28 protein-coding genes and 5 tRNA genes are annotated in these 25,175 nt (G+C 56.5%); 4 read left to right on the top strand and 29 right to left on the bottom strand.

Translation table 11 applies throughout. The features are described from left to right. Positions 1-30 precede the first annotated feature (30 nt). The 9 genes from KI614_RS08030 to KI614_RS07990 all read right to left on the bottom strand — a co-directional run bounded on the left by KI614_RS08030 (position 31) and on the right by KI614_RS07990 (position 4,522). Positions 31-558 (bottom strand): hypothetical protein, encoded by a 528-nt coding sequence (locus KI614_RS08030; protein ID WP_226409170.1) that lies wholly within the window; start codon positions 556-558, stop codon positions 31-33. Between the two features lie 258 nt (positions 559-816). Next, positions 817-902, bottom strand: a tRNA-Leu gene (locus KI614_RS08025). 75 nt (positions 903-977) lie between these two features. After that, a tRNA-Gly gene (locus tag KI614_RS08020) sits at positions 978-1,053 on the bottom strand. A 51-nt stretch (positions 1,054-1,104) separates the two neighbouring features. Further along, a tRNA-Gly gene (locus KI614_RS08015) sits at positions 1,105-1,180 on the bottom strand. Positions 1,181-1,187: 7 nt separating this feature from the next. Continuing rightward, positions 1,188-1,261: transfer RNA gene (locus KI614_RS08010), tRNA-Cys, on the bottom strand. A gap of 49 nt (positions 1,262-1,310) precedes the next feature. Beyond that, positions 1,311-1,386, bottom strand: a tRNA-Gly gene (locus tag KI614_RS08005). A gap of 54 nt (positions 1,387-1,440) precedes the next feature. Continuing rightward, positions 1,441-2,019 (bottom strand): CDP-diacylglycerol--glycerol-3-phosphate 3-phosphatidyltransferase, encoded by a 579-nt coding sequence (gene pgsA / locus KI614_RS08000; RefSeq protein WP_226409168.1) that lies wholly within the window; start codon positions 2,017-2,019, stop codon positions 1,441-1,443. Positions 2,020-2,023: 4 nt separating this feature from the next. Beyond that, positions 2,024-3,835 carry an excinuclease ABC subunit UvrC gene (gene uvrC, locus KI614_RS07995; RefSeq protein WP_226409166.1) on the bottom strand — a complete coding sequence of 604 codons (1,812 nt, stop codon included), beginning with the start codon at positions 3,833-3,835 and terminating at the stop codon, positions 2,024-2,026. A 12-nt stretch (positions 3,836-3,847) separates the two neighbouring features. Next, entirely contained in the window at positions 3,848-4,522 is a 675-nt protein-coding gene (locus KI614_RS07990) for a uracil-DNA glycosylase (protein ID WP_226409164.1), read from the bottom strand. On the opposite strand from KI614_RS07990, the gene earP reads away from it, so the two are divergent. From earP to argC, 3 genes are all read left to right on the top strand, one after another. Then, positions 4,521-5,603, top strand: a complete 1,083-nt coding sequence (gene earP, locus KI614_RS07985; RefSeq protein WP_226409162.1) for an elongation factor P maturation arginine rhamnosyltransferase EarP — start codon at positions 4,521-4,523, stop codon at positions 5,601-5,603. The two genes, KI614_RS07990 and earP, sit on opposite strands and share 2 nt — an antisense overlap. A 39-nt stretch (positions 5,604-5,642) precedes the next feature. Further along, positions 5,643-6,200 (top strand): elongation factor P, encoded by a 558-nt coding sequence (gene efp / locus KI614_RS07980; RefSeq protein ID WP_203466583.1) that lies wholly within the window; start codon positions 5,643-5,645, stop codon positions 6,198-6,200. A gap of 142 nt (positions 6,201-6,342) precedes the next feature. Next, positions 6,343-7,293, top strand: a complete 951-nt coding sequence (gene argC, locus KI614_RS07975; protein WP_226409160.1) for an N-acetyl-gamma-glutamyl-phosphate reductase — start codon at positions 6,343-6,345, stop codon at positions 7,291-7,293. Between the two features lie 258 nt (positions 7,294-7,551). Here argC and nagZ read toward each other — a convergent pair whose 3' ends face one another. The 13 genes from nagZ to rpoE are packed head-to-tail and all read right to left on the bottom strand — an operon-like array spanning position 7,552 to position 17,693. Then, positions 7,552-8,571 carry a beta-N-acetylhexosaminidase gene (nagZ, locus tag KI614_RS07970; protein WP_226409158.1) on the bottom strand — a complete coding sequence of 340 codons (1,020 nt, stop codon included), beginning with the start codon at positions 8,569-8,571 and terminating at the stop codon, positions 7,552-7,554. Then, positions 8,568-8,945 (bottom strand): holo-ACP synthase, encoded by a 378-nt coding sequence (acpS, locus tag KI614_RS07965; protein WP_226409155.1) that lies wholly within the window; start codon positions 8,943-8,945, stop codon positions 8,568-8,570. Before acpS ends, nagZ begins: the two co-directional genes overlap by 4 nt. Further along, the gene (locus KI614_RS07960; protein ID WP_226409153.1) at positions 8,942-9,697 is read right to left on the bottom strand and encodes a pyridoxine 5'-phosphate synthase; all 756 of its coding nucleotides are present in this window, start codon (positions 9,695-9,697) and stop codon (positions 8,942-8,944) included. The genes acpS and KI614_RS07960 overlap by 4 nt, the downstream gene beginning before the upstream one ends. Next, the gene (gene recO / locus KI614_RS07955) at positions 9,694-10,422 is read right to left on the bottom strand and encodes a DNA repair protein RecO (protein WP_226409151.1); all 729 of its coding nucleotides are present in this window, start codon (positions 10,420-10,422) and stop codon (positions 9,694-9,696) included. Before recO ends, KI614_RS07960 begins: the two co-directional genes overlap by 4 nt. Beyond that, positions 10,419-11,303 (bottom strand): GTPase Era, encoded by an 885-nt coding sequence (era, locus tag KI614_RS07950; protein ID WP_203466576.1) that lies wholly within the window; start codon positions 11,301-11,303, stop codon positions 10,419-10,421. The genes recO and era overlap by 4 nt, the downstream gene beginning before the upstream one ends. Next, on the bottom strand, positions 11,300-11,968 hold the full coding sequence (rnc, locus tag KI614_RS07945) for a ribonuclease III (protein ID WP_226409148.1): 669 nt from the start codon (positions 11,966-11,968) through the stop codon (positions 11,300-11,302). The genes era and rnc overlap by 4 nt, the downstream gene beginning before the upstream one ends. Before the next feature lie 3 nt (positions 11,969-11,971). Then, a complete protein-coding gene (locus tag KI614_RS07940; protein ID WP_226409146.1) occupies positions 11,972-12,325 on the bottom strand; it encodes a DUF4845 domain-containing protein in 354 nt (117 codons plus the stop codon). A gap of 8 nt (positions 12,326-12,333) precedes the next feature. Further along, positions 12,334-13,122: a signal peptidase I gene (gene lepB / locus KI614_RS07935; protein ID WP_226409144.1), complete on the bottom strand. Its 789-nt coding sequence runs from the start codon at positions 13,120-13,122 to the stop codon at positions 12,334-12,336. Positions 13,123-13,133: 11 nt separating this feature from the next. Next, complete coding sequence (lepA, locus tag KI614_RS07930) at positions 13,134-14,924, bottom strand: translation elongation factor 4 (RefSeq protein WP_226409142.1); 1,791 nt, start codon at positions 14,922-14,924, stop codon at positions 13,134-13,136. Positions 14,925-14,984: 60 nt separating this feature from the next. Beyond that, entirely contained in the window at positions 14,985-15,230 is a 246-nt protein-coding gene (locus tag KI614_RS07925) for a glutaredoxin family protein (protein WP_226409140.1), read from the bottom strand. Further along, positions 15,220-16,638 carry a DegQ family serine endoprotease gene (locus KI614_RS07920; protein WP_226409139.1) on the bottom strand — a complete coding sequence of 473 codons (1,419 nt, stop codon included), beginning with the start codon at positions 16,636-16,638 and terminating at the stop codon, positions 15,220-15,222. Before KI614_RS07920 ends, KI614_RS07925 begins: the two co-directional genes overlap by 11 nt. Before the next feature lie 21 nt (positions 16,639-16,659). Further along, the gene (locus KI614_RS07915; protein WP_226409138.1) at positions 16,660-17,097 is read right to left on the bottom strand and encodes a SoxR reducing system RseC family protein; all 438 of its coding nucleotides are present in this window, start codon (positions 17,095-17,097) and stop codon (positions 16,660-16,662) included. Next, the gene (rpoE, locus tag KI614_RS07910; protein WP_203466568.1) at positions 17,094-17,693 is read right to left on the bottom strand and encodes an RNA polymerase sigma factor RpoE; all 600 of its coding nucleotides are present in this window, start codon (positions 17,691-17,693) and stop codon (positions 17,094-17,096) included. The genes KI614_RS07915 and rpoE overlap by 4 nt, the downstream gene beginning before the upstream one ends. A gap of 170 nt (positions 17,694-17,863) precedes the next feature. Between rpoE and nadB the strand changes: the two genes are divergently transcribed. Next, on the top strand, positions 17,864-19,441 hold the full coding sequence (nadB, locus tag KI614_RS07905) for an L-aspartate oxidase (protein ID WP_226409137.1): 1,578 nt from the start codon (positions 17,864-17,866) through the stop codon (positions 19,439-19,441). Here nadB and KI614_RS07900 read toward each other — a convergent pair. The 7 genes from KI614_RS07900 to plsX form a co-directional block, all read right to left on the bottom strand. Then, entirely contained in the window at positions 19,416-19,853 is a 438-nt protein-coding gene (locus KI614_RS07900; RefSeq protein ID WP_226409136.1) for a protein YgfX, read from the bottom strand. The two genes, nadB and KI614_RS07900, sit on opposite strands and share 26 nt — an antisense overlap. Positions 19,854-19,879: 26 nt before the next feature. Then, positions 19,880-21,115: a beta-ketoacyl-ACP synthase II gene (fabF, locus tag KI614_RS07895; protein ID WP_203466565.1), complete on the bottom strand. Its 1,236-nt coding sequence runs from the start codon at positions 21,113-21,115 to the stop codon at positions 19,880-19,882. A 72-nt stretch (positions 21,116-21,187) separates the two neighbouring features. Beyond that, positions 21,188-21,424: an acyl carrier protein gene (gene acpP, locus KI614_RS07890; protein WP_203466564.1), complete on the bottom strand. Its 237-nt coding sequence runs from the start codon at positions 21,422-21,424 to the stop codon at positions 21,188-21,190. 73 nt (positions 21,425-21,497) lie between these two features. Continuing rightward, entirely contained in the window at positions 21,498-22,238 is a 741-nt protein-coding gene (gene fabG / locus KI614_RS07885) for a 3-oxoacyl-ACP reductase FabG (RefSeq protein ID WP_226409134.1), read from the bottom strand. Between the two features lie 2 nt (positions 22,239-22,240). After that, complete coding sequence (fabD, locus tag KI614_RS07880) at positions 22,241-23,167, bottom strand: ACP S-malonyltransferase (RefSeq protein WP_226409132.1); 927 nt, start codon at positions 23,165-23,167, stop codon at positions 22,241-22,243. A 16-nt stretch (positions 23,168-23,183) separates the two neighbouring features. Beyond that, a complete protein-coding gene (locus tag KI614_RS07875; RefSeq protein ID WP_226409130.1) occupies positions 23,184-24,143 on the bottom strand; it encodes a beta-ketoacyl-ACP synthase III in 960 nt (319 codons plus the stop codon). Further along, positions 24,143-25,174, bottom strand: coding sequence for a phosphate acyltransferase PlsX (gene plsX, locus KI614_RS07870; protein ID WP_226409128.1), 1,032 nt, complete (start codon positions 25,172-25,174; stop codon positions 24,143-24,145). The genes KI614_RS07875 and plsX overlap by 1 nt, the downstream gene beginning before the upstream one ends. Position 25,175: the final 1 nt, after the last annotated feature.

The raw sequence follows: 25,175 nt of genomic DNA, 5'->3' as shown, positions 1-25,175 counted from the left end.
CTTGGTGTGGCTCTCCGGATTTACAACGAATTATTTTTGTGCGGACACGTCGGCAATTACTTCATTCCAAGCCGAATCAATCGCTCCCATCAGCATGCCTGGGGCGCTACCGCCGAATCCCCCCATCCGCAAAGAACCCTTGGCGTTCTTCGAGGCGATCAGTTTTCCAGACGTGGACTCCACCGCATCGATTGTCACGTCGGCGCTAGCCTTGCCAGCGCCACCAATCCCCCCAATCCACCGCAATGCACGATTGCCTGCATTGAAAAGTGCTTTGGTGTTGATGATTAACAGTCGCTCGTTATTGGAATCGGGCGCTTCCACAACCGTGTAGCCCTCACCCTTGAACCATTTGGCAAGATTTGCAGTTGCCTCTGTTTCCAGGTCTTCGTAATACTTGACCTCATCCGGGCTATTTCGATCCATATCAGCCTCAATGGCCACCCTGGCGACATATACAACCTGGTATCGCTTGCTGGAATCCTGCTCCCCAGACCAAGCGCAACTCATCGACAGGGTTGCTAGGAAAATAATTACAAATTTCATCAACTTGTTCATGAAGCTTGCTCGCAAGGAGAAAAGAGAGGGGGAGATTCTCTACGGATACTCACCAATTCAGCAATCATCCAAAAGTTATAGAGAGCAACCAGAATGAATGGCTTGTCGTCGCAACAAGCACTTGGATGCGGCATTGGTTGGCATCCAAGTGATGCTTGGAACGGTGCCGTGCGTAAAAATGGGGAGTACATGCCGATGCTCCGATGCCAAAAAAAATACGCATTGATGCGGTTTTTCTGGCGTATCGAGTAATCAAGTTGGTGCCCGGAGCGGGAATCGAACCCGCACAGCCATAAGCCGAGAGATTTTAAGTCTCTTGTGTCTACCGATTTCACCATCCGGGCTGGCTGGCCGATTATATCGATCGGTGCCGGGATATGAAAAAGGGAAAGCATGCATGCTTTCCCTTTTTCTATATTTGGAGCGGCAGAAGAGTCTCGAACTCTCGACCTATACCTTGGCAAGGTATCGCTCTACCAACTGAGCTACTGCCGCATATTCTTTCGGTACAACTTTATTGCACCAAAATTCATGCTACTGAATTTTTGGAGCGGCAGAAGAGTCTCGAACTCTCGACCTATACCTTGGCAAGGTATCGCTCTACCAACTGAGCTACTGCCGCATCTTTTTGGAGGCGCGAGCCGGAGTCGAACCGACCTACACGGATTTGCAATCCGGTGCATAACCGCTTTGCTATCGCGCCTTCGCACTACTTTTACTGCTTTGGAAAAGCTGAGCTTTTCCGGTGAAACTGGAGCGGCAGAAGAGTCTCGAACTCTCGACCTATACCTTGGCAAGGTATCGCTCTACCAACTGAGCTACTGCCGCGTCAAACAGAGCGCGCATTATAGGCCAAGGGCGCGCGATGTCAACAGCGTCTTGCTATTTTTCTCCACTACGGCGGGCAATCTCAGGCCAGGCCATGCGCATGTAATACCCCATCGACCACAGAGTCAGCAATGCTGCGATCCACATCAACCAGTTACCCAACTGCTTCACATCCATGCCGAACAGCGGTACGTAGTAAAGCAAAAGTGGAATCGCCAGCATTTGTGCGGCGGTTTTGATCTTGCCGAGCATCGAAACAGCAACGCTCTTGGCTGCACCGATCTTGGCCATCCATTCGCGCAGCGCAGAAATGGTAATTTCTCGGCCGATGATGATCGTTGCGACGATGGCATCTGTTCGCCCAAGCTGAACAAGGATGATCAGCGCTGCGGCAACCATCAACTTGTCGGCAACCGGGTCAAGAAAGGCACCGAAAGCCGAGGTTTGATTCAGTTTGCGTGCCAGGTAACCATCTGCCCAGTCAGTCAGTGCTGCCGCCATGAAAATCAGTGTTGCCGCCACATCCCGCTCACTGAGCGTGGCCCATGGCTCGGGCATGTAATAGACGGCGATAAGCAGCGGTATCGCAAGGATGCGCAGCCATGTCAGCAGGATGGGTAAATTCAGAGGCATGCGTTCAGTGTAGCGCTATATAAATTTTTTCGGCCAATTCCCGACTGATGCCAGGCACTTCTTCCAATTGATCCATGCTTGCCGCCAGCACGCCCGGCAAGCCGCCGAAGCGGGCAACCAGCGCTTTTCTGCGAGCCGGACCAATCCCCGGCAAGCTTTCCAGCGTTGACGTCTTGCGTGCCTTGCTGCGCTGAGCCCGCATGCCCGTAATGGCAAAACGATGGGCTTCGTCGCGAACTTCCTGAATCAGATGCAATGCAGGGTGGTCCGGGGGCAATTGTAGCGGCTCGCGCTGGTCAGGAAAAATCAGGGTCTCAAGCCCGGCCTTGCGCCCTTCCCCCTTGGCCACGCCTATCATCGGCAAGTGGGCCAAACCGAGATCCGCCAGAGCGGCATGTGCGGAAGCCACCTGCCCTTTGCCGCCGTCGATCAAGATCAGGTCGGGAGCCACGCCATCACCATTGGCGACGGCATCATAGCGACGAAAAACAGCTTGTCGCATGGCGGCGTAGTCATCGCCGGGCGTGATGTCGCGAATATTGAAACGACGGTAATCGGCTTTTTTCATCCCGTTACCATAATAAACAACGCACGATGCCATCGTTGCCTCACCTTGCGTGTGGCTGATATCGAAACACTCGATACGGACAATCGCCTCCGGCAGACCCAATGCATCCTGGAGCGCGGCAAGCCGTTGCTCTTGCTGGGCCGTTGCCTGGTTGCGCGCCAGAATCGCCAGCCGGGCATTTTGCCTGGCCATATCGACCCAGGCGCGATGCAGCACGGAACGACCTTCCTGAATCGGCACAGGCCGACCAGCCAGTTCTGCCATGGTGCTTTCTGTTTCAGCGCGCTCTTCATCCTCTGGCAACGGAGATACCAGCAAGCGGGCCGGTGCCGGATGCGCGGCATAGTGCTGATGAATGAAGGCCGTTGTGGCATCGGCGACCGAAGACTCACCTGCGTTACTGGGAAACAGCGGCCTGTCGCCAAGATGTCGCCCACCCCGGACCATTGCCAGATTGACGCATAGCTGCCCGGCTTCCTTCAGGGCAACAATGATATCTACGTCTTCGCCTTTGCTGCTGGAGATGAACTGCTTTTCCTGGACCTGGTGCAAGGACTGGATCTGGTCGCGATAGACCGCAGCCAGTTCGAAAGCCAGTCGAGCCGAAGCCTCCTCCATCGCCGTATTGAGGCGCTTGGTGACTTCCTGCTGCTTGCCGAGCAGGAACATTGCTGCCATCTGTACGTCGCCAGCGTAATCTTTGGGTGAAACATGTGCCACACAAGGGCCGCTGCACCGTTTGATCTGATACAGCAGACAGGGGCGCGAGCGATTGGCGAATACCGTGTCTTCACAAGTGCGCAGCCGGAACATTTTCTGCAGCAGGTGAATGCTGTCGCGCACTGCCCATGAAGAAGGATATGGCCCGAAGTAATCCGCCTTGCGATCCGGGTTGCCCCGGTAAAAACCCAGCCGTGGGTATTCGTCACGCGTCAAAACGATATAGGGGTAGGACTTGTCGTCGCGAAACAGGATGTTGTAACGCGGCGCCAGTGACTTGATCAGGTTGTTTTCAAGCAGCAGCGCTTCGGCTTCGGTACGCGTTGCAGTTGTTTCGATATGGTCGATCTGGCTGACCATGTGCGCGATCCGCAGGCTCGGCAGATTCTCGCGAAAATACGAAGTCACCCGCTTCTTGAGATTCTTGGCCTTGCCGACGTAAAGTACCGTGCCTTCCGCATTGAGCATGCGGTAGACGCCGGGCAATTCCGTCAGGGTGGCCAGGAAGGCCTTGGCATCGAAGCTCATGGAACGATGCGGCTAGCCGAGAAAAGCCTTGATGCCGGCAAAGACGCCTTCGAAGCTCTCGCGCGTCAAGCGCCCGGTCCGCCAGTTGTAACCACTGCAATGGTAACTGGCCACCAGACGACGGCCATCCGGCAACGTGTGGGTGACGTTGTGGCCGAAGGGGTAATCCTTGACTTTCAGACCGTAGGTCCAGAGCAGCGCCTGATGGGCAATGGCCCCAAGAACGATGATCACCTGCAGATTCGGCATGGCTGCCAGTTCAGCCTTGAGATGGCCATTGCACTGGCGAATTTCCGCCGTTGTCGGCTTGTTGGCCGGCGGTAGGCAGCGCACCGCATTGGTAATTCGGCAATCGCTCAGGCTCATGGCCGGATTGGCCCACATATCCTTGCCCAGTGGCTCGCCTGCACTGGCGTAGCCAAAGCGATGCAAAGCCGGGTAAAGCAGTTCGCCGGCCACGTCGCCAGTGAATGGCCGGCCGGTGCGATTGGCGCCTTTTTCACCCGGCCCGAGGCCGACAACGAGCAAGCGGGCATCGAGCGAGCCGAAGGCGGGAACGGGAAGTGCGTGCCACTCAGGGTCACGTCGACGGATATTGGCAAGGTGCTCGGCCAGCCTTGGGCAGGCGGTGCAGTCTTGGGGATCTTTGAACTCAGGCATGGCCGGAATGTTAGCATGGCGCCCCATGAAGCCTCATTGGGACATCTTTTGCCGGGTCATCGACAACTTCGGCGACATCGGCGTGTGCTGGCGTCTTGCCCGGCAACTGGCAGCCGAGCATCATCTGGCGATCCGTCTGTGGGTCGATGACCTGAACAGTCTGAAGCCGCTTTGCCCGATGCTGGATACCGAGCTCCCGGCGCAAAACATCGCCGGCGTCGAAGTTTGCCAATGGGCGGCAGATTTCGCGGTCGACCGTGTCGCCGGGGTGATTATCGAAGCGTTTGCCTGCGAACTGCCGGTTGCTTATATCGAAGCAATGGCTGGGATGACGCCGAAGCCGCACTGGATCAATCTTGAATACCTGACGGCAGAAAGCTGGGCCGACGGTTGTCACGGCATGGCCTCTCCCCACCCTTCCCTGCCATTGGTCAAACATTTTTTCTTTCCCGGATTTTCTGCTGCGACAGGCGGGTTGCTGCGCGAAAAAGGATTGCTCGCCGCCCGCGCCGCGACAGCCGCGAAAAAAACAGCGGATGAATCGCTGGAAATCAGTCTGTTTTGCTACGACAGCGCGCCTGTTGCCGAGTTGATCGACCTAATGGCCGGTTCGACGCAGCCGATTCGCTGCCATGTTTCGCCCGGCAAACCCCTGGCTGCAGTGACGGCACATCTCGGCGGCAGCGGCCCGTGGCAATTGGGGCAACTGTCGATCGAGCCAATTCCGTTCCTGCCCCTGGATGAGTATGACCAGTTGCTCTGGCGCTGCGATATCAACTTCGTGCGCGGCGAAGACTCTTTCCTGCGCGCCCAGTGGGCCGGCAAACCCTTTGTCTGGCAGATTTACGAACAGGAAGACGAGGCGCACCTGATCAAGCTGGAGGCTTTCGTCGAACGCTACACCGAGGCCTTGCCGCCTGATCTTCAATCCAGTCTGAAGACGATTTTTAGCGCCTGGAACACCGGCCAGGGGCTTGCTTCAGCCTGGGCTGATTTTCTCGCCAACCAGGCTGAAATCGAAGCCCACACCCAGGATTGGGCGGCAAGGCTGGCAAAAAGCCCGGACTTGGCGACTGCGCTCGTCAATTTCTGCCGCCCCAAGGTATAATTTAACGTTTTTCTTTTTTCAGCTTTCGGGAATCTCAGTATGAAAACCGCAATGGAACTCCGCTCCGGCAACGTCATCATGGTCGGCGCCGACCCGCTCGTCGTCCAAAAGACCGAGTACAACAAGTCCGGCCGCAACGCTGCGGTCGTCAAAATGAAGCTCAAGAACCTGTTGACCGCAGCAGCTTCCGAAGCTGTTTACAAGGCTGACGACAAGTTCGAAGTTGTCCAGCTCGACAAGAAGGAAGTGACCTACTCCTACTTCGCCGACCCGATGTACGTGTTCATGGATGCCGACTACGAGCAGTTCGAAGTCGAAGCCGAAAACATGGTCGACGCACTGAAGTACCTGGAAGACGGCCTGGCCTGCGAAGTCGTTTTCTACAACGGCAAGGCAATTTCCGTCGAACTGCCGAACAGCGTCGTTCGCGAAGTGGTCTACACCGAACCGGCCGTCAAGGGCGACACCTCCGGCAAGGTCATGAAGCCGGCCAAGCTGGCTACCGGTTTCGAACTGCCGGTCCCGGCTTTCGTTTCGATCGGCGACAAGATCGAAATCGACACCCGCACCGACGAATACAAGAACCGCGTCAAGTAATCCAGCGGTTTTCGGCAGTGTGATCGGGCAGCTTCGGCTGCCCGATTCTTTTTTACCAAGCTGAATTGTCGGCTGTCACCAAACTGACCTGTTTTTCTGCCAGAATTCCGCTTTCGAACAACACCAGACTCTCGGATTCAAGATGACCTATAAAGTCTTTGTCGATGGACAGGAAGGCACGACCGGCCTGCGGATCAACGAATATCTCGCCAAGCGTGCCGATATCACGCTGCTCAAGATCGATGCCGACAAGCGCAAGGATGTCGCCGAGCGCAAACGCCTGATCAACGAATCCGACATCACCTTCCTCTGCCTGCCGGATGATGCCGCGAAGGAATCGGTCGCTCTGGTCGACAATCCGAATACCTGCGTGATCGATGCCTCGACGGCGCACCGGATCAATCCGGCGTGGACATTCGGCCTGCCCGAAGTTGCCAAGGATCAGCGCGAGAAAATTCGCCGCAGCAAACGCATCGCCAATCCGGGTTGCCATGCTTCGGCCTTCATCCTGGCCATCAAACCGCTGGTCGCCGCCGGCCTTCTCCCGGTCGACACGCAAATTGCGGCCAATTCCATCACCGGCTATTCCGGTGGCGGCAAGAAGATGATCGCCGATTACGAAGCGGCCAGCGCCAGCACGACGCAACTGAAGGCACCGCGCGCTTACGCCCTGGCATTGGGCCACAAGCATCTGCCGGAAATGTGTGCCTACACCGGGTTGACCGTGGAACCGATCTTCCAGCCCATCGTCGGGCCGTTCTATAAGGGCTTGGCCGTTACTGCCTACCTGCACCCGAAGCAATTCACCCGCAAGGTTACGCCGGCCGATGTGCAGAAGATCATCGCCGATTACTATGCCGACGAAGCCTTCATCCGTGTCCTGCCGGTCGATCTGGATGCCACGACTGAAGGCGGTTTCTACAATGTTGAAGCGAATAACGATACTAACCGGGTCGATATCGCCGTGTTCGGCAACGAAGAGCGCATGCTGATCATTGCGCGCCTCGACAACCTGGGCAAAGGCGCCTCGGGCGCTGCAGTCCAGGCCATGAACGTGCATCTGGGCGTTGATGAAAGCCTTGGGCTGGTTTGATCGCTGATTGATCACTTGACCCGCCGTAGCGTTGGCTCCGGCGGGTTTTTATTTGCAGAATGGAATGAATACCGACTCTCCGGCACAGGCACCCAACTGCATGCGCTGCCGCCACCATCAGATCACCTACGATGCGAACTTTCCCTACGCCTGCCAGGTGCTAGGGTTTCGCAGTCGCCGACAACCTAGTCGCGACGTGCTGGAAAATTCCGGGATGATTTGCCAGTGGTTCGAGCCGCGCCAAGTGCGGCCCTGATTTCAGGCCTGAGCGGCAAACAATGCGCTAGCCACCGTTTGCGCAGCGAGCAGCCTATCCGGAGGGAACGCGATATCCTGCCCGGCATTGGCCGCCAGTTGCTCGACCCGTTGCCGACGTGCCGAGTCAATTTCCGGATGCCAGTTTTCAAGGACCAGCGCAACCGAATCCGGTGAGTTGCAGACCAGCAACATGTCGCAACCGGCACCATATGCTGTTTGTACGCGAGCCAGCATGTCACCGACCACGCCAGCCCCAGCCATTGATAAATCGTCGGTAAAGACGACGCCATTAAATTTAATGTCGTTTCTTAAATAGTCGATCCATCTATTTGAAAAAACAGCCGTATTGCAGTCGAAACACTCATAAATAACGTGCGCCGCCATGATCGCATCAAGCGGCAAATGGCGGTATGGCAGCAGATCATCCTGCATCGCATCCAGCGGACGATCATCGATCGGCAACTCGACATGCGAATCCGGAATGACGTAACCATGCCCCGGATAATGCTTGCCGCAAGTGCCCATGCCGCCCAGCTTCAAGCCCTCACCCAAGGCACTCGCCAGCGCAATGATTGCAAGCGGATCACGGTGGAAGGCACGGTCGCCGATGACTCGCGAAGGGCCGTAATCGAGATCGAGCACCGGGGTGAATGAGTAATCGACACCGCAGGCACGCAATTCAGCGGCCAGCACAAAGCCGACATCGCGCGTCGCAGACAGCCCGGCTTCAGGGTCACGCTCGTAAAGCTGACCCAATGTCCGCATCGAGGGCAGGCGGGTAAACCCTTCGCGGAAGCGCTGTACCCTGCCCCCTTCATGATCAACGGCGATCAGCAGCCTGGGTTGGCGCAGCGCATGAATTTCTCGGGTTAGCGCGGTCAACTGCTCGCGATCGGCATAATTGCGCGAAAACAGGATAATGCCGCCGACCAGCGGATGGCAGAGTCGCTCGCGATCAAGATCGGTCAATGTGTGGCCGGCGATATCGATCATCAGCGGGCCGAGCGGGATGTACTTCATGCGTGCTCCAGAATGACATAAGCGATGGCGTAATCCGCTTCATCGCTGATCGACAGATGGGCTTTCAATTGCTTGTTTTTGATCATTTCAGCCAGTTGACCGTGCAAGACCAGCATCGGCTTGCCGAGCTCATCATGACCGACGGCAATGGCAGGTAAAACCGCTGGTGGACGCACACCGGTGCCAAGCGCCTTGCTGAAGGCTTCCTTGGCCGCAAAGCGCTTGGCGAGAAAACGCCCCTTGTCGGTAGCGCGTTCGAAATCAGCCCGTTCGTCAGGTGCCAGCAGCCTGTCCAGCGTCTTTTCCCCGTGCCGCTCCCACATGGTCTGCAGGCGGGCAACGGCAACGATATCGGTGCCGATGCCGTAAATCATTCGCCGCGCTGCGCCGCTTCGCGCATCAGTTGCTTCATTTCACGGACGGCTTCGCGCAGGCCGACGAAAACCGAGCGGCTGACGATGGAATGACCAATGTGCAGTTCGCGAATGCCGGCCAGTCGGGCAACCGGCTGCACGTTGTAAAAATTCAGCGCATGCCCGGCGTTGAAGCGCATGCCGAGTTGCTGGATAGCCATGCCGGCCTGACGGATCTTTTCCAGCTCGGCCAGTACAGCCGGCGCTTCGGCATCGCGTCCATGCGCATGGAAAGCGTGAGCGTAAGGACCGGTATGGATTTCGCAGACACGGGCACCAATTCGGGCTGCCGCCTCGATCTGGGCCACTTCGGCATCGATAAAGACGCTGGTCACGATGCCGGTATCGGCCATGCGCCTGATCACGCCTTTCAGGCGTGCCTCCTGGGCGAGCACATCGAGACCGCCTTCGGTCGTCACTTCATGTCGTCCTTCCGGGACCAGCATGGCCATTTCCGGCTTCAAGCCACAGGCAATGCCAACCATTTCATCCGTTGCCGCCATTTCGAAATTGAGCTTGATCTGCGTCGTATCGCGCAGGCGGCGAACGTCATCATCCTGGATGTGACGGCGATCTTCACGCAGATGCACGGTAATCCCGTCGGCACCGCCGAGATGAGCCTCGACGGCCGCCCAGACCGGGTCCGGCTCATAGGTCATGCGCGCCTGGCGCAGCGTGGCTACATGGTCGATATTGACGCCAAGTTCGATCATAGTTCCTGTAACTCCTTGAATATCTTTCGTGTTTCGAGTTCGACACCGGCCAGGTAATAGGCCATCAGGCTGCGCATCAGCATTTTTGCCTCGCTGCGCGAACGCGGATTGGAAAAATCCTCTGCATCAAGATCGAGCAAGGTTTGGCCGCAAACAATTTGCGCCGCAGCCTCGTCGTGTGCCATGCGCACAGGCCCCTGCTCCATCCGGTAGCTGTAGAAAGCATCAGGCACAATCGCCTGGCCTTCGCTATCGTGATTCAGCGTCAGGCCATAACCTAGTTCCTGCAGCAAGGCTTTTTCGAAACTGCGCAGGTTGGCTTCGCGGACTTTGCCGGTCGGATCGGCCGCAAGGCGAGCGAGCATGTCGCCATAGCGCTCGAAAAGATGCTCATGGGCATCTTCGCGGGGCAACAGGTGCATCAGCAATTCATTGAGGTAATAGCCGCAAAACAGGGCTTCGCCGGCCAGCAGCGGCAAACCGCCCTGCCATTCGGCCTTCATCAGCGTGAGTACTTCACCCTTGCCGGCCCAGGCCACTTCGATTGGCTGAAATGCCATCAGCAGCCCGCGAATCGCGGCACGCGGGCGGCGCGCGCCACGGGCCAGCAGCGACATCCGCCCGAAATCGCGGGAAAACACTTCAACGATGAGACTGGTTTCCCGAAACGGGTAGGTGTGCAAGACGTAGGCCGGCTGGCCATCGACTTTGCCGCGCAGGTTCATTCGTAACCAAGACTCTTGAGCAGGCGCTCGTCATCGTTCCAGCCAGATTTAACCTTGACCCAGATTTCAAGGTAAACCTTGCCGTCGAACAGGCGCTCCATGTCCTGGCGGGCTTCGCTGGCGATACGCTTGAGCGACTCGCCGCCCTTGCCGATAACGATGGCCTTGTGGCCTTCGCGGTCGACAACGATGGCGGCGAAGATTCGACGCAGGTTGCCTTCGGTTTCGAATTTCTCGATCTCGACGGCGGTGGCGTACGGCAACTCATCGCCGAGCAGACGGAAAACCTTTTCGCGGATGTATTCCGAGGCCAGAAAACGTTCGCTCTTGTCGGTCAGTTCATCCTCCGGGAACATCAAGCCTTCGTTTGGCAGATGCTTGCGTGCGGCAGCCAGCAAATCGTCAGTCTGACGGCCTTTGGCGGCACTGACCGGAACGACGGCCGCGAAATCATATTCAGCCGAAACCATGGCAACGAAGGGATACAACTCGGTCCGATCCTTGATCTGGTCGGTTTTGTTGATCACCAGGATGACCGGCCGGTCTTTCGGCAGCAGGCGAATGACCGCCTTGTCCTTGTCGTCGAAACGGCCCGCTTCAACCACGAAGAGAACGACATCGACGTCCGCCAGGGTTTGCGTCACACCACGGTTCATCGTGCGATTCAGCGCATTCGAAAACTTGGTCTGGAAACCCGGCGTATCGACGAAAACAAACTGGGCATCATCGTTTGTCACGATGCCGGTGACACGATGGCGGGTGGTTTGCGCCTTGCGCGAGGTAATGCTGATTTTTTCGCCCACCAGGCGATTCAGAAGGGTCGATTTCCCAACATTCGGGCGACCGACGATGGCGATATAGCCGGAGTGCATTTTTTTCATGCCTTGAGTACTTTCAGTGCGTTGTCAGCAGCAACTTGCTCAGCGATACGGCGACTGGTGCCGTGACCGATCGTACGCAAGGGCGGATTTTCGATTTCGCAGGCAACTTCGAAACGTTGTTCGTGCGCAGCGCCCGTCGCTTCAAGCAAGTGATATTTGGGAAGGGCTTTTTTACGCCCCTGAAGCCACTCCTGCAGGCAGGTCTTGGCGTCCTTCTTAACCTCGCCGGGCGTCAGCGCCTCGAACAAGGGTTGATAGAGGCGATTGATCACCGCATCGACCGCTTCGAAACCGGCATCGAGATAAATGGCACCGAACAGGGCTTCCAGGGCGTCGGCCAGAATCGATGGACGCTGGGCGCCACCGCTTTTGAGCTCCCCCTCGCCCAGACGAAGGAATTCGCCGACCTTGAGCTTGAGTGCCAGGCCATGCAGCGCATCCTGTCGGACAAGATTCGCTCGCTGACGTGACAAATCGCCTTCCGGCATTGCTGGAAAACGCCTGTACAAGGCGGCGGCAACCACACAATTCAGCAGGCCATCACCGAGAAACTCAAGTCGCTCGTTATTCGGTGAGCCGAAACTACGGTGCGTCAGTGCCGTCTTGAGCAAGCTCGGGTCGGCAAATCGGTGACCGATGGCCTGGGCCAATGCAACGGCGCTCATGCCTTAGTTTCCAGCGGTCGTTCCCTTGTAGTCGATCAGCAGGCTGACGTTCGCAAAGAGAGGAATACGTTTTTCATAGGCAAATTCGATCACGATCTTGCCGCTATCCTTGAAGATTTCGAGCTGGCTTGACGGTATGGCCAGATGATCGATCTCGGCATATTTGTCAAAAGCCTTGCGCACATCGGTCACGCTGGCATCCGGCGCCACTTGTGCAACGACAGCCTTCGTATCCTTGAGCGTCTTGGCATACTCGATGTAGGTTGGAGCAACCTTTATCCCCAGAACAGCCACAAGTACCAGAACAATGCTCCAGAACAGCAAACCGGAAAGCGCAACGCCACGTTGTTTTTTCATATTCACTCTCAGCGGAATGAACCGATACGGCTCAGGTCACTTAAATTCAACCAGATAAAGAAGGCTCTGCCAACGATATTTTCTTCTGGCACGAAACCCCAGGCACGGCTATCCCGGCTGTTGTCACGATTGTCGCCCATCATGAAGTAATGACCTGCCGGAACTTTGCAAACAACGCCTGCGGCATTGTAGGTGCAGTTTTCACGATGAGGAAAATGTGCCGGGTCGGGAATGAAAGCCGGTGCGTCCTTGTCGTTCAGGAAACGGTGTTCAACCTCACCCAGTTTCTCGCTGAACTGATCGGAGAAATAAAGGCGTTCCTTGTGCTCGAAATCGGCCTGCTTGTTTGCGTCGACCGCCTGACCATTAATCGTCAGTCGCTTGTTTTGGTAGGCAATCGTATCGCCGGGCAAGCCAACAACACGCTTGATGTAATCCAGCGAAGGATCTTCCGGGTAACGGAAAACCATCACGTCGCCGCGCTGCGGGTCGTTGATGCTGATGATTTTCTTGTTGATCACCGGCAGGCGAATACCGTAGGTGAATTTGTTCACAAGGATGAAATCACCCACCAGCAAGGTCGGGATCATTGAACCGGAAGGAATCTTGAACGGTTCGAACAAAAAGGAACGCAGCACGAAAACGATCAGGATGACCGGAAAGAAGCTGGCGCCCCACTCCACCCAGAGCGGTTCCGGTGCATTGCGAGCCCGCAATTTACGGCATTTGAGGACGTCGACCGCGTAAAGCGCACCCGTGATCAACAGCAGGACAAAAAGAATCAGCGCAAAGTTCATTGTTCGGTTTCTTAGTTATCGACGCGCAAAACGGCAAGGAAGGCTTCCTGCGGGATTTCAACACTACCCACCTGTTTCATCCGCTTCTTGCCGGCCTTTTGCTTCTCAAGCAGCTTTTTCTTCCGGCTGATGTCGCCGCCATAACACTTGGCCAGCACGTCCTTACGCATTGCCTTGACGTTTTCACGCGAGATGATGTGCGAGCCAATCGCAGCCTGAATAGCCACGTCGTACATCTGGCGGGGAATCAGTTCGCGCATCTTGCTGGCCAGTTCGCGGCCGCGATACTGCGCATTGGAGCGGTGCACGATCAGGGAAAGCGCATCAACCTTTTCGCTGTTGATCAGGATGTCGAGCTTGACCACATCGGCCGCACGATATTCCTTGAAGTCGTAGTCGAGCGAGGCGTAGCCTTTTGAGCACGATTTCAGCTTGTCGAAGAAGTCCATCACCACTTCGGCCATCGGCATTTCATAAACCAGTTTGACCTGGCGGCCGTGGTAATGCATGTCGACCTGATTGCCACGCTTCTGATTGCACAGCGTGATGACGTTGCCGAGGTAATCCTGCGGAACAAAGATGGTCGCCGTGATGATCGGCTCGCGAACCTCTTCTGTCTTGGTGATTTCCGGCAGCTTGGCCGGATTTTCAACCTGGACCACGGTTCCGTCACGCAAAACAACTTCATAAACGACGGTTGGGGCCGTCGTGATCAGATCCTGGTCAAACTCGCGCTCAAGACGTTCCTGGACGATTTCCATGTGCAGCAAGCCGAGGAAGCCACAACGGAAACCGAAACCGAGCGCCTGGGACACTTCCGGCTCATATTGCAGGGAAGCGTCGTTCAGCTTGAGCTTTTCAAGCGATTCGCGCAGCGAGTCGTACTGGTTCGATTCAACCGGATACAAGCCGGCAAACACCTGCGGCTTGATTTCCTTGAAACCGGGCAAAGCTTCGCTCGCCTTGTGGTCGACCGTAGTAATCGTGTCGCCGACCTTGGCAGCCTTCAGTTCCTTGATGCCGGAAATGACGAAACCGACCTCACCCGCACGCAATGAGGGGCGCTGCTCGGATTTCGGGGCAAAAACGCCGACCTGTTCGCACAACTGAGTGGCCTCCGTTGCCATGAAGAACAGCTTGTCTTTGGGCTTCATTTCGCCTTCGACCACGCGCACCAGCATGACCACGCCGACGTAGTTATCGAACCACGAGTCGATGATCAAAGCCTTGAGTGGCGCGCTACGATCACCCTTGGGTGGCGGCACGCGGGCAATCACGGACTCAAGGATATCGGCAACACCGAGACCGGTCTTGGCTGAGCAAAGCACTGCATCGGTTGCATCAATCCCGATCACATCCTCGATTTCCTGGCGGGCATTGTCCGGATCGGCCGATGGCAAATCGATCTTGTTCAGTACCGGCACGACCTCGACATCAAGATCGAGCGCCGTGTAGCAGTTGGCGACCGTCTGCGCCTCGACGCCTTGAGAAGCATCGACAACAAGCAAAGCCCCCTCGCAAGCTGACAGCGAACGGGAAACTTCGTACGAGAAGTCGACGTGTCCCGGCGTATCAATCAAATTGAGGTTATAAATCTTGCCATCCCGCGCCTTGTATTTCAGGGCGGCAGTCTGAGCCTTGATGGTAATGCCGCGCTCGCGCTCGATATCCATCGAGTCAAGCACCTGCGCTTCCATTTCGCGATCGGAAAGGCCACCACAAAGGTGGATGATGCGATCTGCCAGCGTCGACTTGCCATGGTCGATATGCGCGATGATCGAAAAGTTTCTAATTAGATCCATTGATGCTAGTAAAAAAGGGCGCTTTCACGGCGCCCTTCCCTGTTCAGAAGACCCTGAATTTTAGCGGATTTTGGTCAAATATTCACGGACTTTAGGGGCGTCCAGGAAGTAATGGCAGAGTTCAACCTCGCCATGCAGCAGCACAGGCACCAGTTCATCGTAGCGAGCTTCCAGTTCAGGATACGCATCGACATCGATAACGAGCACGGTTGCCCCGAGTTCAGCGGCAATCGGGGCCAGTGCCACCTCCATGTCATGGCAGAGATGGCAGTAGCTGCGACTCAATAATTTGAGTTCAATTGCCATTCAAGCCCTTTATCGTCACAAAAGTCTGCAATTCACCGCGCCGAATCAGCAACGTGACGTTGCTGCCCTTCTCGAACTGGGCAAGCAACTTGTTGAATTGCTCGACGGTGCGGGCTTCCGTGGTTGCCCCCTTGCTGATCAAGGCAACGATGATGTCCCCCGCCCGAAGCTCAGACCGCGCTCCGGCGCCACGCACATCCTCGATAAGCAAGCCTGACTGGAGTTTCAACTCGCGCTTTTGTTCGGTCGTCAGTTCGCTGACCACCAGACCAAGCCGATTCGCTGCCTGCTCTGCGGGCTTGCTGCCGCGCTGCGGTCGACTGGCCGCTTGTTTCTCGTCAGCCATTTCACCGACAACGACTGGAATATCGCGTGTTGCGCCCTTGCGCCAGATTTGAAGCACCGAACGCGTACCTGGCCGCGTTGCACCGACCATGCGTGGCAGGTCGGCTGAACTGCCGATTACCTTGCCCTCAAAACGGAGAATGACATCGCCCGCCTCCAAACCAGCCTTGTCTGCCGGCCCGCCTTTTTCGACGGCATTGACCACAGCCCCCATCGGCTTGCTCAAGCCAAGCGAGTCAGCAAGCTCCTTGCTGACCTCCTGAATCACGACGCCCAGTCGACCGCGACTGACCTTGCCAGAGGCGCGCAACTGATGCTGAACATCCATCGCCACATCGATCGGAATGGCAAACGAAACGCCCATATAACCACCGCTGCGGCTATATATCTGCGAATTGATGCCCACCACTTCGCCACGCATGTTGAACAGGGGGCCACCAGAGTTACCCGGATTGATGGCCACGTCAGTCTGGATGAACGGCACATAATTCTCTTGCGGCAGCGAGCGCCCCTTGGCCGAAACAATCCCGGCCGTCACCGAATTATCGAAACCGAAAGGCGAACCGATCGCGACCACCCACTCGCCAACCTTCAATTGCGCCGGGTCGGCCAACTTGACGACAGGCAGATTGCTGGCCTCGATCTTGATTAACGCGACATCCGTCCGCTTGTCGGCACCGATGATTTTGGCCTTGAACTCACGCTTGTCCGTCAGGCGAACGGTGACCTCATCCGCGCCATCGACAACGTGAGCATTGGTCAGGATATGCCCGTCGGCACTGATCACAAAACCGGAACCGAGCGACTTGTTTTCAAATTCCCGAGGTGCGTTCCCACCAGGAGCACGCGGGATGAATCGTTTGAAAAACTCGAAGGCCGGGTCGCTTTCATCAAATGGGAAAGGCGTTGCCTGAGCGTTACGGGCCACTTGTGTCGTACTGATATTGACGACGGCTGGCCCCTGCTTCTCAGCCAATTCGGAAAAATCCGGCAAACCGCGAGACTGTGCGCTGGCCAGAGAGAAGAACAGACAAAGGGAAATCAAAACCATGAAACGTTTCATGGGCAGTTACCTCCTGATCAACTAGGAACGGGAAATAATATGGGGACGAGCCGCGTAATTTCCAGCGCCGTCCCGCGAACAAAAACGAACGTACAGCACCGCGAGCAGCAATGCGGAAACTGCGCCGAGCATCGAGCCGACATCGCCGTATTGGGCGCCGAGTGCGGCGCCGGCGATTGTCGCGGTCAACGGCACACCATAAGCCAGATTGGCCACTCGACGGACACTCCCGGGAGCAATGGCAACGGTTACCCGATCACCAACGGAAGCTCCGATTGCGTTATCGACACGATAGGTTTTGGGTCCGGCACAAAACATCTGGGTCAGATTCTGACCGCCACAGCCCCCCTCTTCATGGCAACGACCACAACCGCCGGACTCAACCTCAACAACGGCCTGTGTTGCATCCAGCGCCCGGACAACCGCCCGGACGGTACTCGACTCGGTCGGCGTGCTCACCAGCGACGATCCGGCGCAATATCGAGCAAGGGCCGCAATTTGGCAGCCACAGCTTCGCGCGCCCGGAAAATACGGGAGCGAACAGTACCTATCGGGCAATCCATGATCTCGGCAATCTCATCGTAGGACATGCCGTCGATTTCGCGCAGGACGATGGCCTGGCGCAATTCATCGGGCAAGGCATCCATTGCGGCATTGACTGTCTGACCGATTTGTTTCGACAGCAAAAGGCTTTCCGGCGTGTTGATATCGCGCAACAGGCCGGCATCCTCGAAAGTCTCGGCCTCCTCGCTATCGAACTCGGTACTGGTCGGCGCACGCCGGCCTTGTGACACCAGATAGTTTTTGGCGGTATTGATACCGATCCGGTAGAGCCAGGTATAGAAAGCACTGTCCCCCCGGAAGGAAGGCAAGGCACGGTAAGCCTTGATGAAAGCCTCCTGGGAGACATCCTCCACTTCGGCAGGATCGCGAATAAAGCGCGACAGCAAACGCCCCAGCTTGCGCTGATATTTGCTAACCAACAGGTCGAAGGCGTGCTTATCTCCGCCTTGCGCCTTCTCGACCAGTTTTTGATCGACTTCGCGCTCAGTCATGGCTCTCGTGTTTCCCGGGGAAATCATTGGTATGTTTATGGAGCGCAGTATAGCGCAGGCGTTTTATGGCTGCCGATAGGTAATTATCCTTAATTGTGACGTTATGTAACGGGATGAATCGTTGGCTGCGTGCTATATTTCGCGCGAAATAAACCCACCAAAGAACAGCCGTGCAGAATTTTGATGTCCTTATCATTGGCAGTGGCCTTGCCGGTCAGTCAGCCGCTCTTCGCCTGGCAAAGCATTGCCGCGTGGTTCTTGTCAGCAAACGGAGCCTTGAAGACTCTGCATCTGGCTGGGCCCAGGGCGGCATTGCCGCGGTCCTCGATAGCCAGGACTCAATCGAAGCACATATCCTGGACACACAAATCGCCGGTGCCTGGCTCAACGATGAGCCGGCAACCCGCTTTGTCGTTGAAAACGGGCGTCGCGCAATCGATTGGCTGATCGAACAAGGCGTTCCCTTCACCAAGGATGCCGCCGGCTACCACCTGACCCGCGAAGGCGGTCATAGCGCACGTCGGGTCATTCACGTCGCAGACGCAACCGGTTTTGCCGTGCAGGACACGCTGACCAAAAAAGTCCGTGCCAATCCGAATATCACTATTCTTGAAAGCCACATTGCCATCGACCTGATCACCGGCGACAAACTCGGCACGGGCGAAAACCGATGCTTTGGCGCCTATGTGCTCGATAGCCGCAGCGGTGACGTGATCACGATCAGTGCAGGCAATACACTGCTTGCCACGGGCGGTGCCGGCAAGGTTTATCTCTATACAACCAATCCGGACACTTCGACGGGCGACGGTATTGCCATGGCCTACCGTGCCGGATGCCGCGTCTCGAACATGGAATTCATCCAGTTCCATCCCACCTGCCTGTATCACCCGCAAGCCAAGTCATTCCTGATCTCGGAAGCGGTACGCGGCGAAGGCGGCCTGCTTCGCCTGCCTGACGGGACTCGTTTCATGCTCGACCACGACGAACGCGCCGAACTGGCACCACGTGACATCGTGGCCCGCGCGATCGATTTTGAAATGAAAAAACGCGGCCTCGATTGCGTTTTTCTCGATATTTCGCACAAAGGCGAAGAATTCATTCGCACCCACTTTCCAAACATTCACGCCCGTTGCCTCGAACTCGGCATCGACATCACCAGCCAACCGATTCCGGTCGTTCCTGCCGCGCACTACACCTGCGGCGGCATCGTCAGCGACCTGCATGGCCGAACCGATGTTGCCGGCCTGTATGTCGCCGGTGAAGCATCATGCACCGGCCTGCATGGAGCGAATCGCCTGGCCTCGAACTCCCTGCTTGAATGCCTCGTTTTTGCCGAAGCTGCGGTCAACGACATTCTGGCAAGCAAAACCATGGACGCCCCTGCGCTTCCCCAGTGGGACGAGAGCCGCGTCACGGATGCCGACGAAGAGGTTGTCATTTCACACAACTGGGACGAATTGCGTCGTTTCATGTGGGATTACGTCGGAATCGTCCGGACAACCAAGCGCCTGAAGCGTGCCAAACACCGGATTGGCTTGTTGAAACGTGAAATTGACGAGTTTTATGCCAACTTCCGGGTCAGTCACGACCTGATCGAGTTGCGCAACCTGGTGGTAACGGCTGATTTGATTGTTCGCTGCGCCATGCAACGCAAGGAAAGCCGCGGCCTGCACTTTTCGCGCGACTACCCGGAAATGCTGTCAAAAGCAAAAAACACCGTTCTCAAGCATCGTCGCTCGGGGCGTTGAACGAAGCCCGCCAGCGCAAGAAAGTGCGCAGGCGGCGAAAATTTTGCTTATCAAGGCTGTCGACCGTGGCAATCATCACGATCGCTCCGGTTTGCCGGGATTTCAAACGAAATACCGTCAGCCACGGATGCACAATGGCGCCGGGCAATAATTGCATGGTGACAGCCTCTGATGCTGACACCGAAAGCAGGTTTATATCGCCGTTATGCTCAAGGCGAATGCAAGGTATTGGTGTTTTGTAGCGACGCCATGCGGTGATGACAAATGCGCCAAGCACTGCCAATCCAGCCAGACGAAGCGCCAGGTCCACGGGCATCAAAATGACCGTAACCCCTGCCAGCACGGCAGAAAATTGCAGCGCGATACCGATAAAACGAGAACGGTGCAGCCCGATGGTGATCGGAAGCTGCACCGTTCTATTCCCTTCGGAAACCGCTTTTAGATACGCTTGAAAACCAGCGATCCGTTGGTCCCGCCAAAGCCGAAGTTGTTCTTCAGCGCATATTCAATATTCATTGGCCGTGCCGTGTTGGCACAGTAATCAAGATCGCACTCAGGATCCTGATTAAAGATATTGATTGTCGGCGGGGAAATCTGGTTATGCAGTGCCAGCACGGTAAACAGTGACTCGATACCGCCCGCACCACCCAGCAAGTGACCGGTCATCGACTTTGTCGAATTGACCACCAGCTTGTAGGCAGCATCACCAAAGGCAGCCTTGACTGCATCCGACTCGTTCTTGTCGCCCAAAGGCGTCGACGTACCATGGGCATTCAGGTACTGAACATCGGATGGAGCAATGCCGGCATTCTTCAGTGCATTGACCATGGAGCGACGCGGGCCGTCCATGTTCGGTGCGGTGATGTGATAAGCATCGGCACTCATGCCGTAGCCAACCAGTTCAGCGTAAATTTTGGCACCGCGGGCCTTGGCGTGTTCGTATTCTTCAAGAACAAGAACACCGGCTCCTTCACCCAGCACAAAACCATCACGATCCTTGTCCCACGGACGGCTGGCCGTACTGGGATCATCGTTGCGCGTCGACAAGGCGCGAGCAGCACAGAACCCCCCCATGCCGAGCGGCGAAACGGTCGATTCAGCACCACCGGCCACCATCACGTCGGCATCACCGTATTCGATGATACGTGCGGCATCACCGATCGAATGCGTGCCTGTAGTGCAAGCGGAAACCAGGGCAATATTCGGCCCCTTGAACCCGTATTCAATCGACAGATTGCCGGAGATCATGTTGATGATCGAGCCCGGCACAAAGAACGGCGAGACCTTGCGGACACCACCGGCGGTATATTCTTCCTTGGTTTGCTCGATCAGCGGCAAGCCGCCGATACCGGAACCAATGGCCACACCGACGCGTTCCAGGTCGACAACGTTTTCCTTGTCCAGACCTGCATCACGTACAGCCTGCATGCCGGCAGCCAGGCCGAAATGGATGAAATCATCCATCCGCCGCGCATCCTTGGCAGAAATGTATTGGGTGATATCAAAGTTCTTGACCTCACCGCCAAACTGAACCGGGAAGGTGGATGTATCGAACTTGGTGATGGGGGCAATACCGGAACGACCTGCCAGAATATTCTGCCAGGCTTCTTCGACGGTATTTCCGACCGGACTGACAATGCCCAGACCGGTGACTACGACTCTGCGACGCGCCAAGGTGCACTCCGAAAGCAAATGTAGCAAGGCCGGCCATGGGGGCCGGCCTTGCCTGGTTCAACCAGAATTGGATTACTTCTTGTTGGCGAGGATGAAATCGACAGCCTGTTGAACCGTCGTGATCTTTTCAGCCTGGTCGTCCGGAATTTCGGTCTCGAATTCCTCTTCCAGTGCCATGACCAGTTCAACGGTGTCCAGGGAATCCGCGCCCAGATCGTCCACGAAGGAGGACTCGTTCTTGATGTCCGCTTCGTTCACGCCCAGTTGTTCGGCGACGATCTTCTTGACGCGCTCTACGATGTTATCCATTAGAAAAGCTCCTTCCCCTGAGGGGTACGAAAAAAAACGTTATAAGTTTACCAAAAGCCGGGGCTTCGGGGAATTAATCCATGAACATGCCGCCATTCACATGCACTGTCGTGCCGGTGACATAGGCAGCTGCCGGGGATACGAGGAAACTGACAGCACCGGCGATATCCTCCGGTGTGCCAGCACGGCCAAGCGGAATGGAAGCCAGCATGGCTTCCTTCTGCTTGTCATCGAGTGCATGCGTCATGTCGGTTGCAATAAAGCCCGGCGCAACGCAGTTGACCGTGATGTTGCGGCTACCCAGTTCGCGTGCCAGCGAACGGGACATGCCGGCGACGCCAGCCTTGGCGGCGCAATAGTTAGCCTGCCCGGCATTGCCGGAGTAGCCCACCACGGAAGTAATATTAACGATACGGCCAAAACGGGCTTTCATCATGCCGCGCATGACGCCGCGCGAAAGCCGGAATACCGCTTTCAGGTTGGTATCGATGACGGCATCCCATTCATCGTCGCCCATGCGCATGGTCAGATTGTCGCGGGTAATTCCGGCGTTATTGACCAGAATCCCGATTGCGCCAAATTCCTTGGCAATATCAGCCAGTGCCGCATCAGTCTGCGGCACATCGCAGACATCGAGTGCAATACCTTTGCCCTTGATCCCAGCTTCAGCCAGGTAGGCAGAAATTTTTTCTGCGCCATCGGCGCTGGTTGCAGTACCAACGACAGTTGCGCCCTGCTTTCCCAGTTCGAGCGCAATGGCACGACCGATACCGCGGGTGGCACCGGTAACCAGTGCAATTTTATCGTTCAGCATGATTATTCCAGCCCAAGATTTGCTTCAATCGAGGCGGCATCAGCCAGTGCGACGCCACTGACCCCGTCGGCACAACGCTTGGTCAGGCCGGCAAGAACTTTGCCCGGACCGCATTCGGCAACAGTAGTCACACCCAGCGCAGCCATGGCCTGAATGGTTTCCACCCAGCGAACAGGGTTGTAAGCCTGGCGAACCAGAGCATCCTTGATGCAGGCCGGATCGTTTTCGATGGCAACATCAACGTTGTTGATTACCGGAATATTCGGCACGTTCAGCGTCAATTCGGCCAGACGTGCGGCCAGCTTGTCGGCGGCCGGACGAATCAACGAAGAATGGAACGGGGCAGACACCGGCAATGCCTTGGCCATCTTGGCGCCACGAGCCTTGCAGGCTTCCATGGCGCGTTCGACTGCCGCCTTGTGGCCGGCAATGACGGTCTGGCCGTTGGCATTGAAATTAACCGGTTCGACCACCTCACCTTGCGCAGCCTCGGTGCAGGCCGCGACGATACCGGCATTATCAAGACCCAGCACTGCCGCCATTGCACCGGTTCCCACCGGAACGGCTTCCTGCATTGCGGCGGCGCGCAGACGCACTAGCGGTACAGCATCCTTGAACTCAATCACACCAGCAGCAACCAGTGCGGAGTATTCGCCCAGGCTATGTCCGGCAAGAACAGCAGGTTGGCGGCCGCCTTTTTCCTGCCACAAGCGCCATGCAGCGATTGCTGCGGTCAACATGACTGGCTGCGTATTAACGGTCTGGGTAAGAATTTCAGCCGGACCTTCGGCAACCATGGTCCACAGATCATCGCCCAATGCCGCCGAGGCTTCGTCAAAAGTGGCGCGAACAACAGCGGCATCGCCGTAGGCGGCCATCATGCCCACACTTTGTGAGCCTTGGCCGGGAAAAACGAAAGCAAAAGACATTCTTCGGTCTCCTGTATCAGAATTCAAGCAGGGCTGCGCCCCAGGTGAAGCCGCCACCGACGCCTTCAAGCAAAACTTTCTGGCCGCGCTGGATGCGGCCATCGCGCACAGCTTCATCGAGAGCTAGCGGCACCGAAGCTGCCGAGGTATTACCGTGGCGATCGACGCTGACAATCACTTTGCTGCGATCAATGCCCAGGCGCTTGCCGGTCGCTTCGATGATCCGGATATTGGCTTGATGCGGAATCAGCCAATCGACATCGCTTGTTGCGCAGTTCGCAGCAAGGCAGACTTCTTCGGCAATATCAGCCAGAACGCGCACGGCAAACTTGAAGACAGCCTGTCCGTCCATGCGCAGGAAAGGATCGCCAGTCACCTGCCCGCCACAAATCTGGCCCGGCACGTTGAGGATTCCGTTCTGGCTGCCATCAGCATGCATTGCAGTTGCAAGAATGCCGGTTTCCTCGGAAGCTTCAAGAACAACTGCACCCGCACCATCACCAAAAAGTACACAGGTGCCGCGATCATTCCAGTCAAGAATGCGCGAAAAAACCTCTGCGCCGATCACAAGCGCCCGCTTGTGGCTGCCGGAACAAATGAACTTTTCAGCAATGCCGAGAGCGTAGGTGAAGCCGGCACAAACAGCCTGGACATCAAATGCCGCAGCCCCCTTGTTACCAAGCTTGCCCTGAATCAAACAGGCGGTGCTCGGAAAAATAAAATCCGGCGTCGATGTGGCAACGATAATCAGATCAAGATCACCGGCTGAGACGCCCGCCATTTCGAGCGCACGTTGTGCAGCAATCAGACCTAATTCACTCGAAGTTGTACCCGGCGTGGCCAGGTGGCGACTGCGAATACCGGTCCGCGTCACAATCCATTCGTCATTCGTATCAATACCACGTGCTGCGAGGTCATCATTGCTGACAGGCTCACCGGGCAGGTAGCTACCAGTACCGATCAATCGTGCAAACATTAGATACTCTCTCCGGCCTCAGCCGGTGCAGCGCTGGTCATCTCGGCGATACGACCGGCGATTCGCTCCAGTACACGGTTCTCTGCAGCATCATACGCACGACCAATCGCATTGCCGAATGACAGAATGTCAGCCGACCCATGGCTCTTGACGGAAATGCCTTTCAAGCCAAGCAGGATCGCACCGTTATAACGGCGATGATCGAAGCGACGCTTGAAATTATTCAGCACGGATATGGCGATCAGTGCGGCAAATTTGGTCAGCCAGTTACGCTTGAATTCGCTGCGCAAGGAAGACGCCAGCATCTGCGCCAGGCCTTCTGATGTTTTAAGTGCCACGTTACCCACAAAACCGTCACAGACAATGACATCTGCTTCACCTTTGTAGATGCCATCGCCCTCAACGTTGCCAATGAAATTCAGATCGGAGGCCCGGAGCAGTTCAGCCGCCGCTTTGACGACCTCATTACCCTTGATTTCCTCTGTGCCAATATTGAGGATGCCGACGCTTGGCCGGTCCTTCTGCTCCATGGCAGCAACCAGCATGGCCCCCATGATGCCGAACTGAAGCAAGTGCTCGGGGCCGCAGTCAACATTGGCCCCCAGGTCAAGCATGTGGGTATGGCCGTTAACCGTCGGCAATGGCGCACAAATCGCCGGCCGCTCAATGCCTGGCAGCATTTTGAGAACGAAACGTGAAATCGCCATGAGTGCGCCTGTATTGCCCGCAGAAACGCAGGCATCAGCCTCGCCAGACTTGACGAGATTGACGGCGACACGCATGGACGAGTCTTTTTTGTTGCGCATGGCGAGCGCGGGCGATTCGTCCATCTCCACAACTTCGGAGGCGTGAACGATGCGCAGACGCGGATTTTCGGCCTCAGCACCAAGCAAAGGACGTAAAACGTCCTCCTGACCAACGAGGATCAGATGAGCTGCCGGATGCTGTGCCAGAAATTGGGTAGCCGCAGGTACCGTCACTGACGGACCGTGGTCTCCCCCCATGCAATCAATAGCGATGCGGGATGTCATG

It is taken from the genome of Dechloromonas denitrificans (assembly GCF_020510665.1).
GTDB lineage: Bacteria > Pseudomonadota > Gammaproteobacteria > Burkholderiales > Rhodocyclaceae > Azonexus > Azonexus denitrificans_B.
This window is presented reverse-complemented; position numbering and strand designations above follow the sequence as displayed.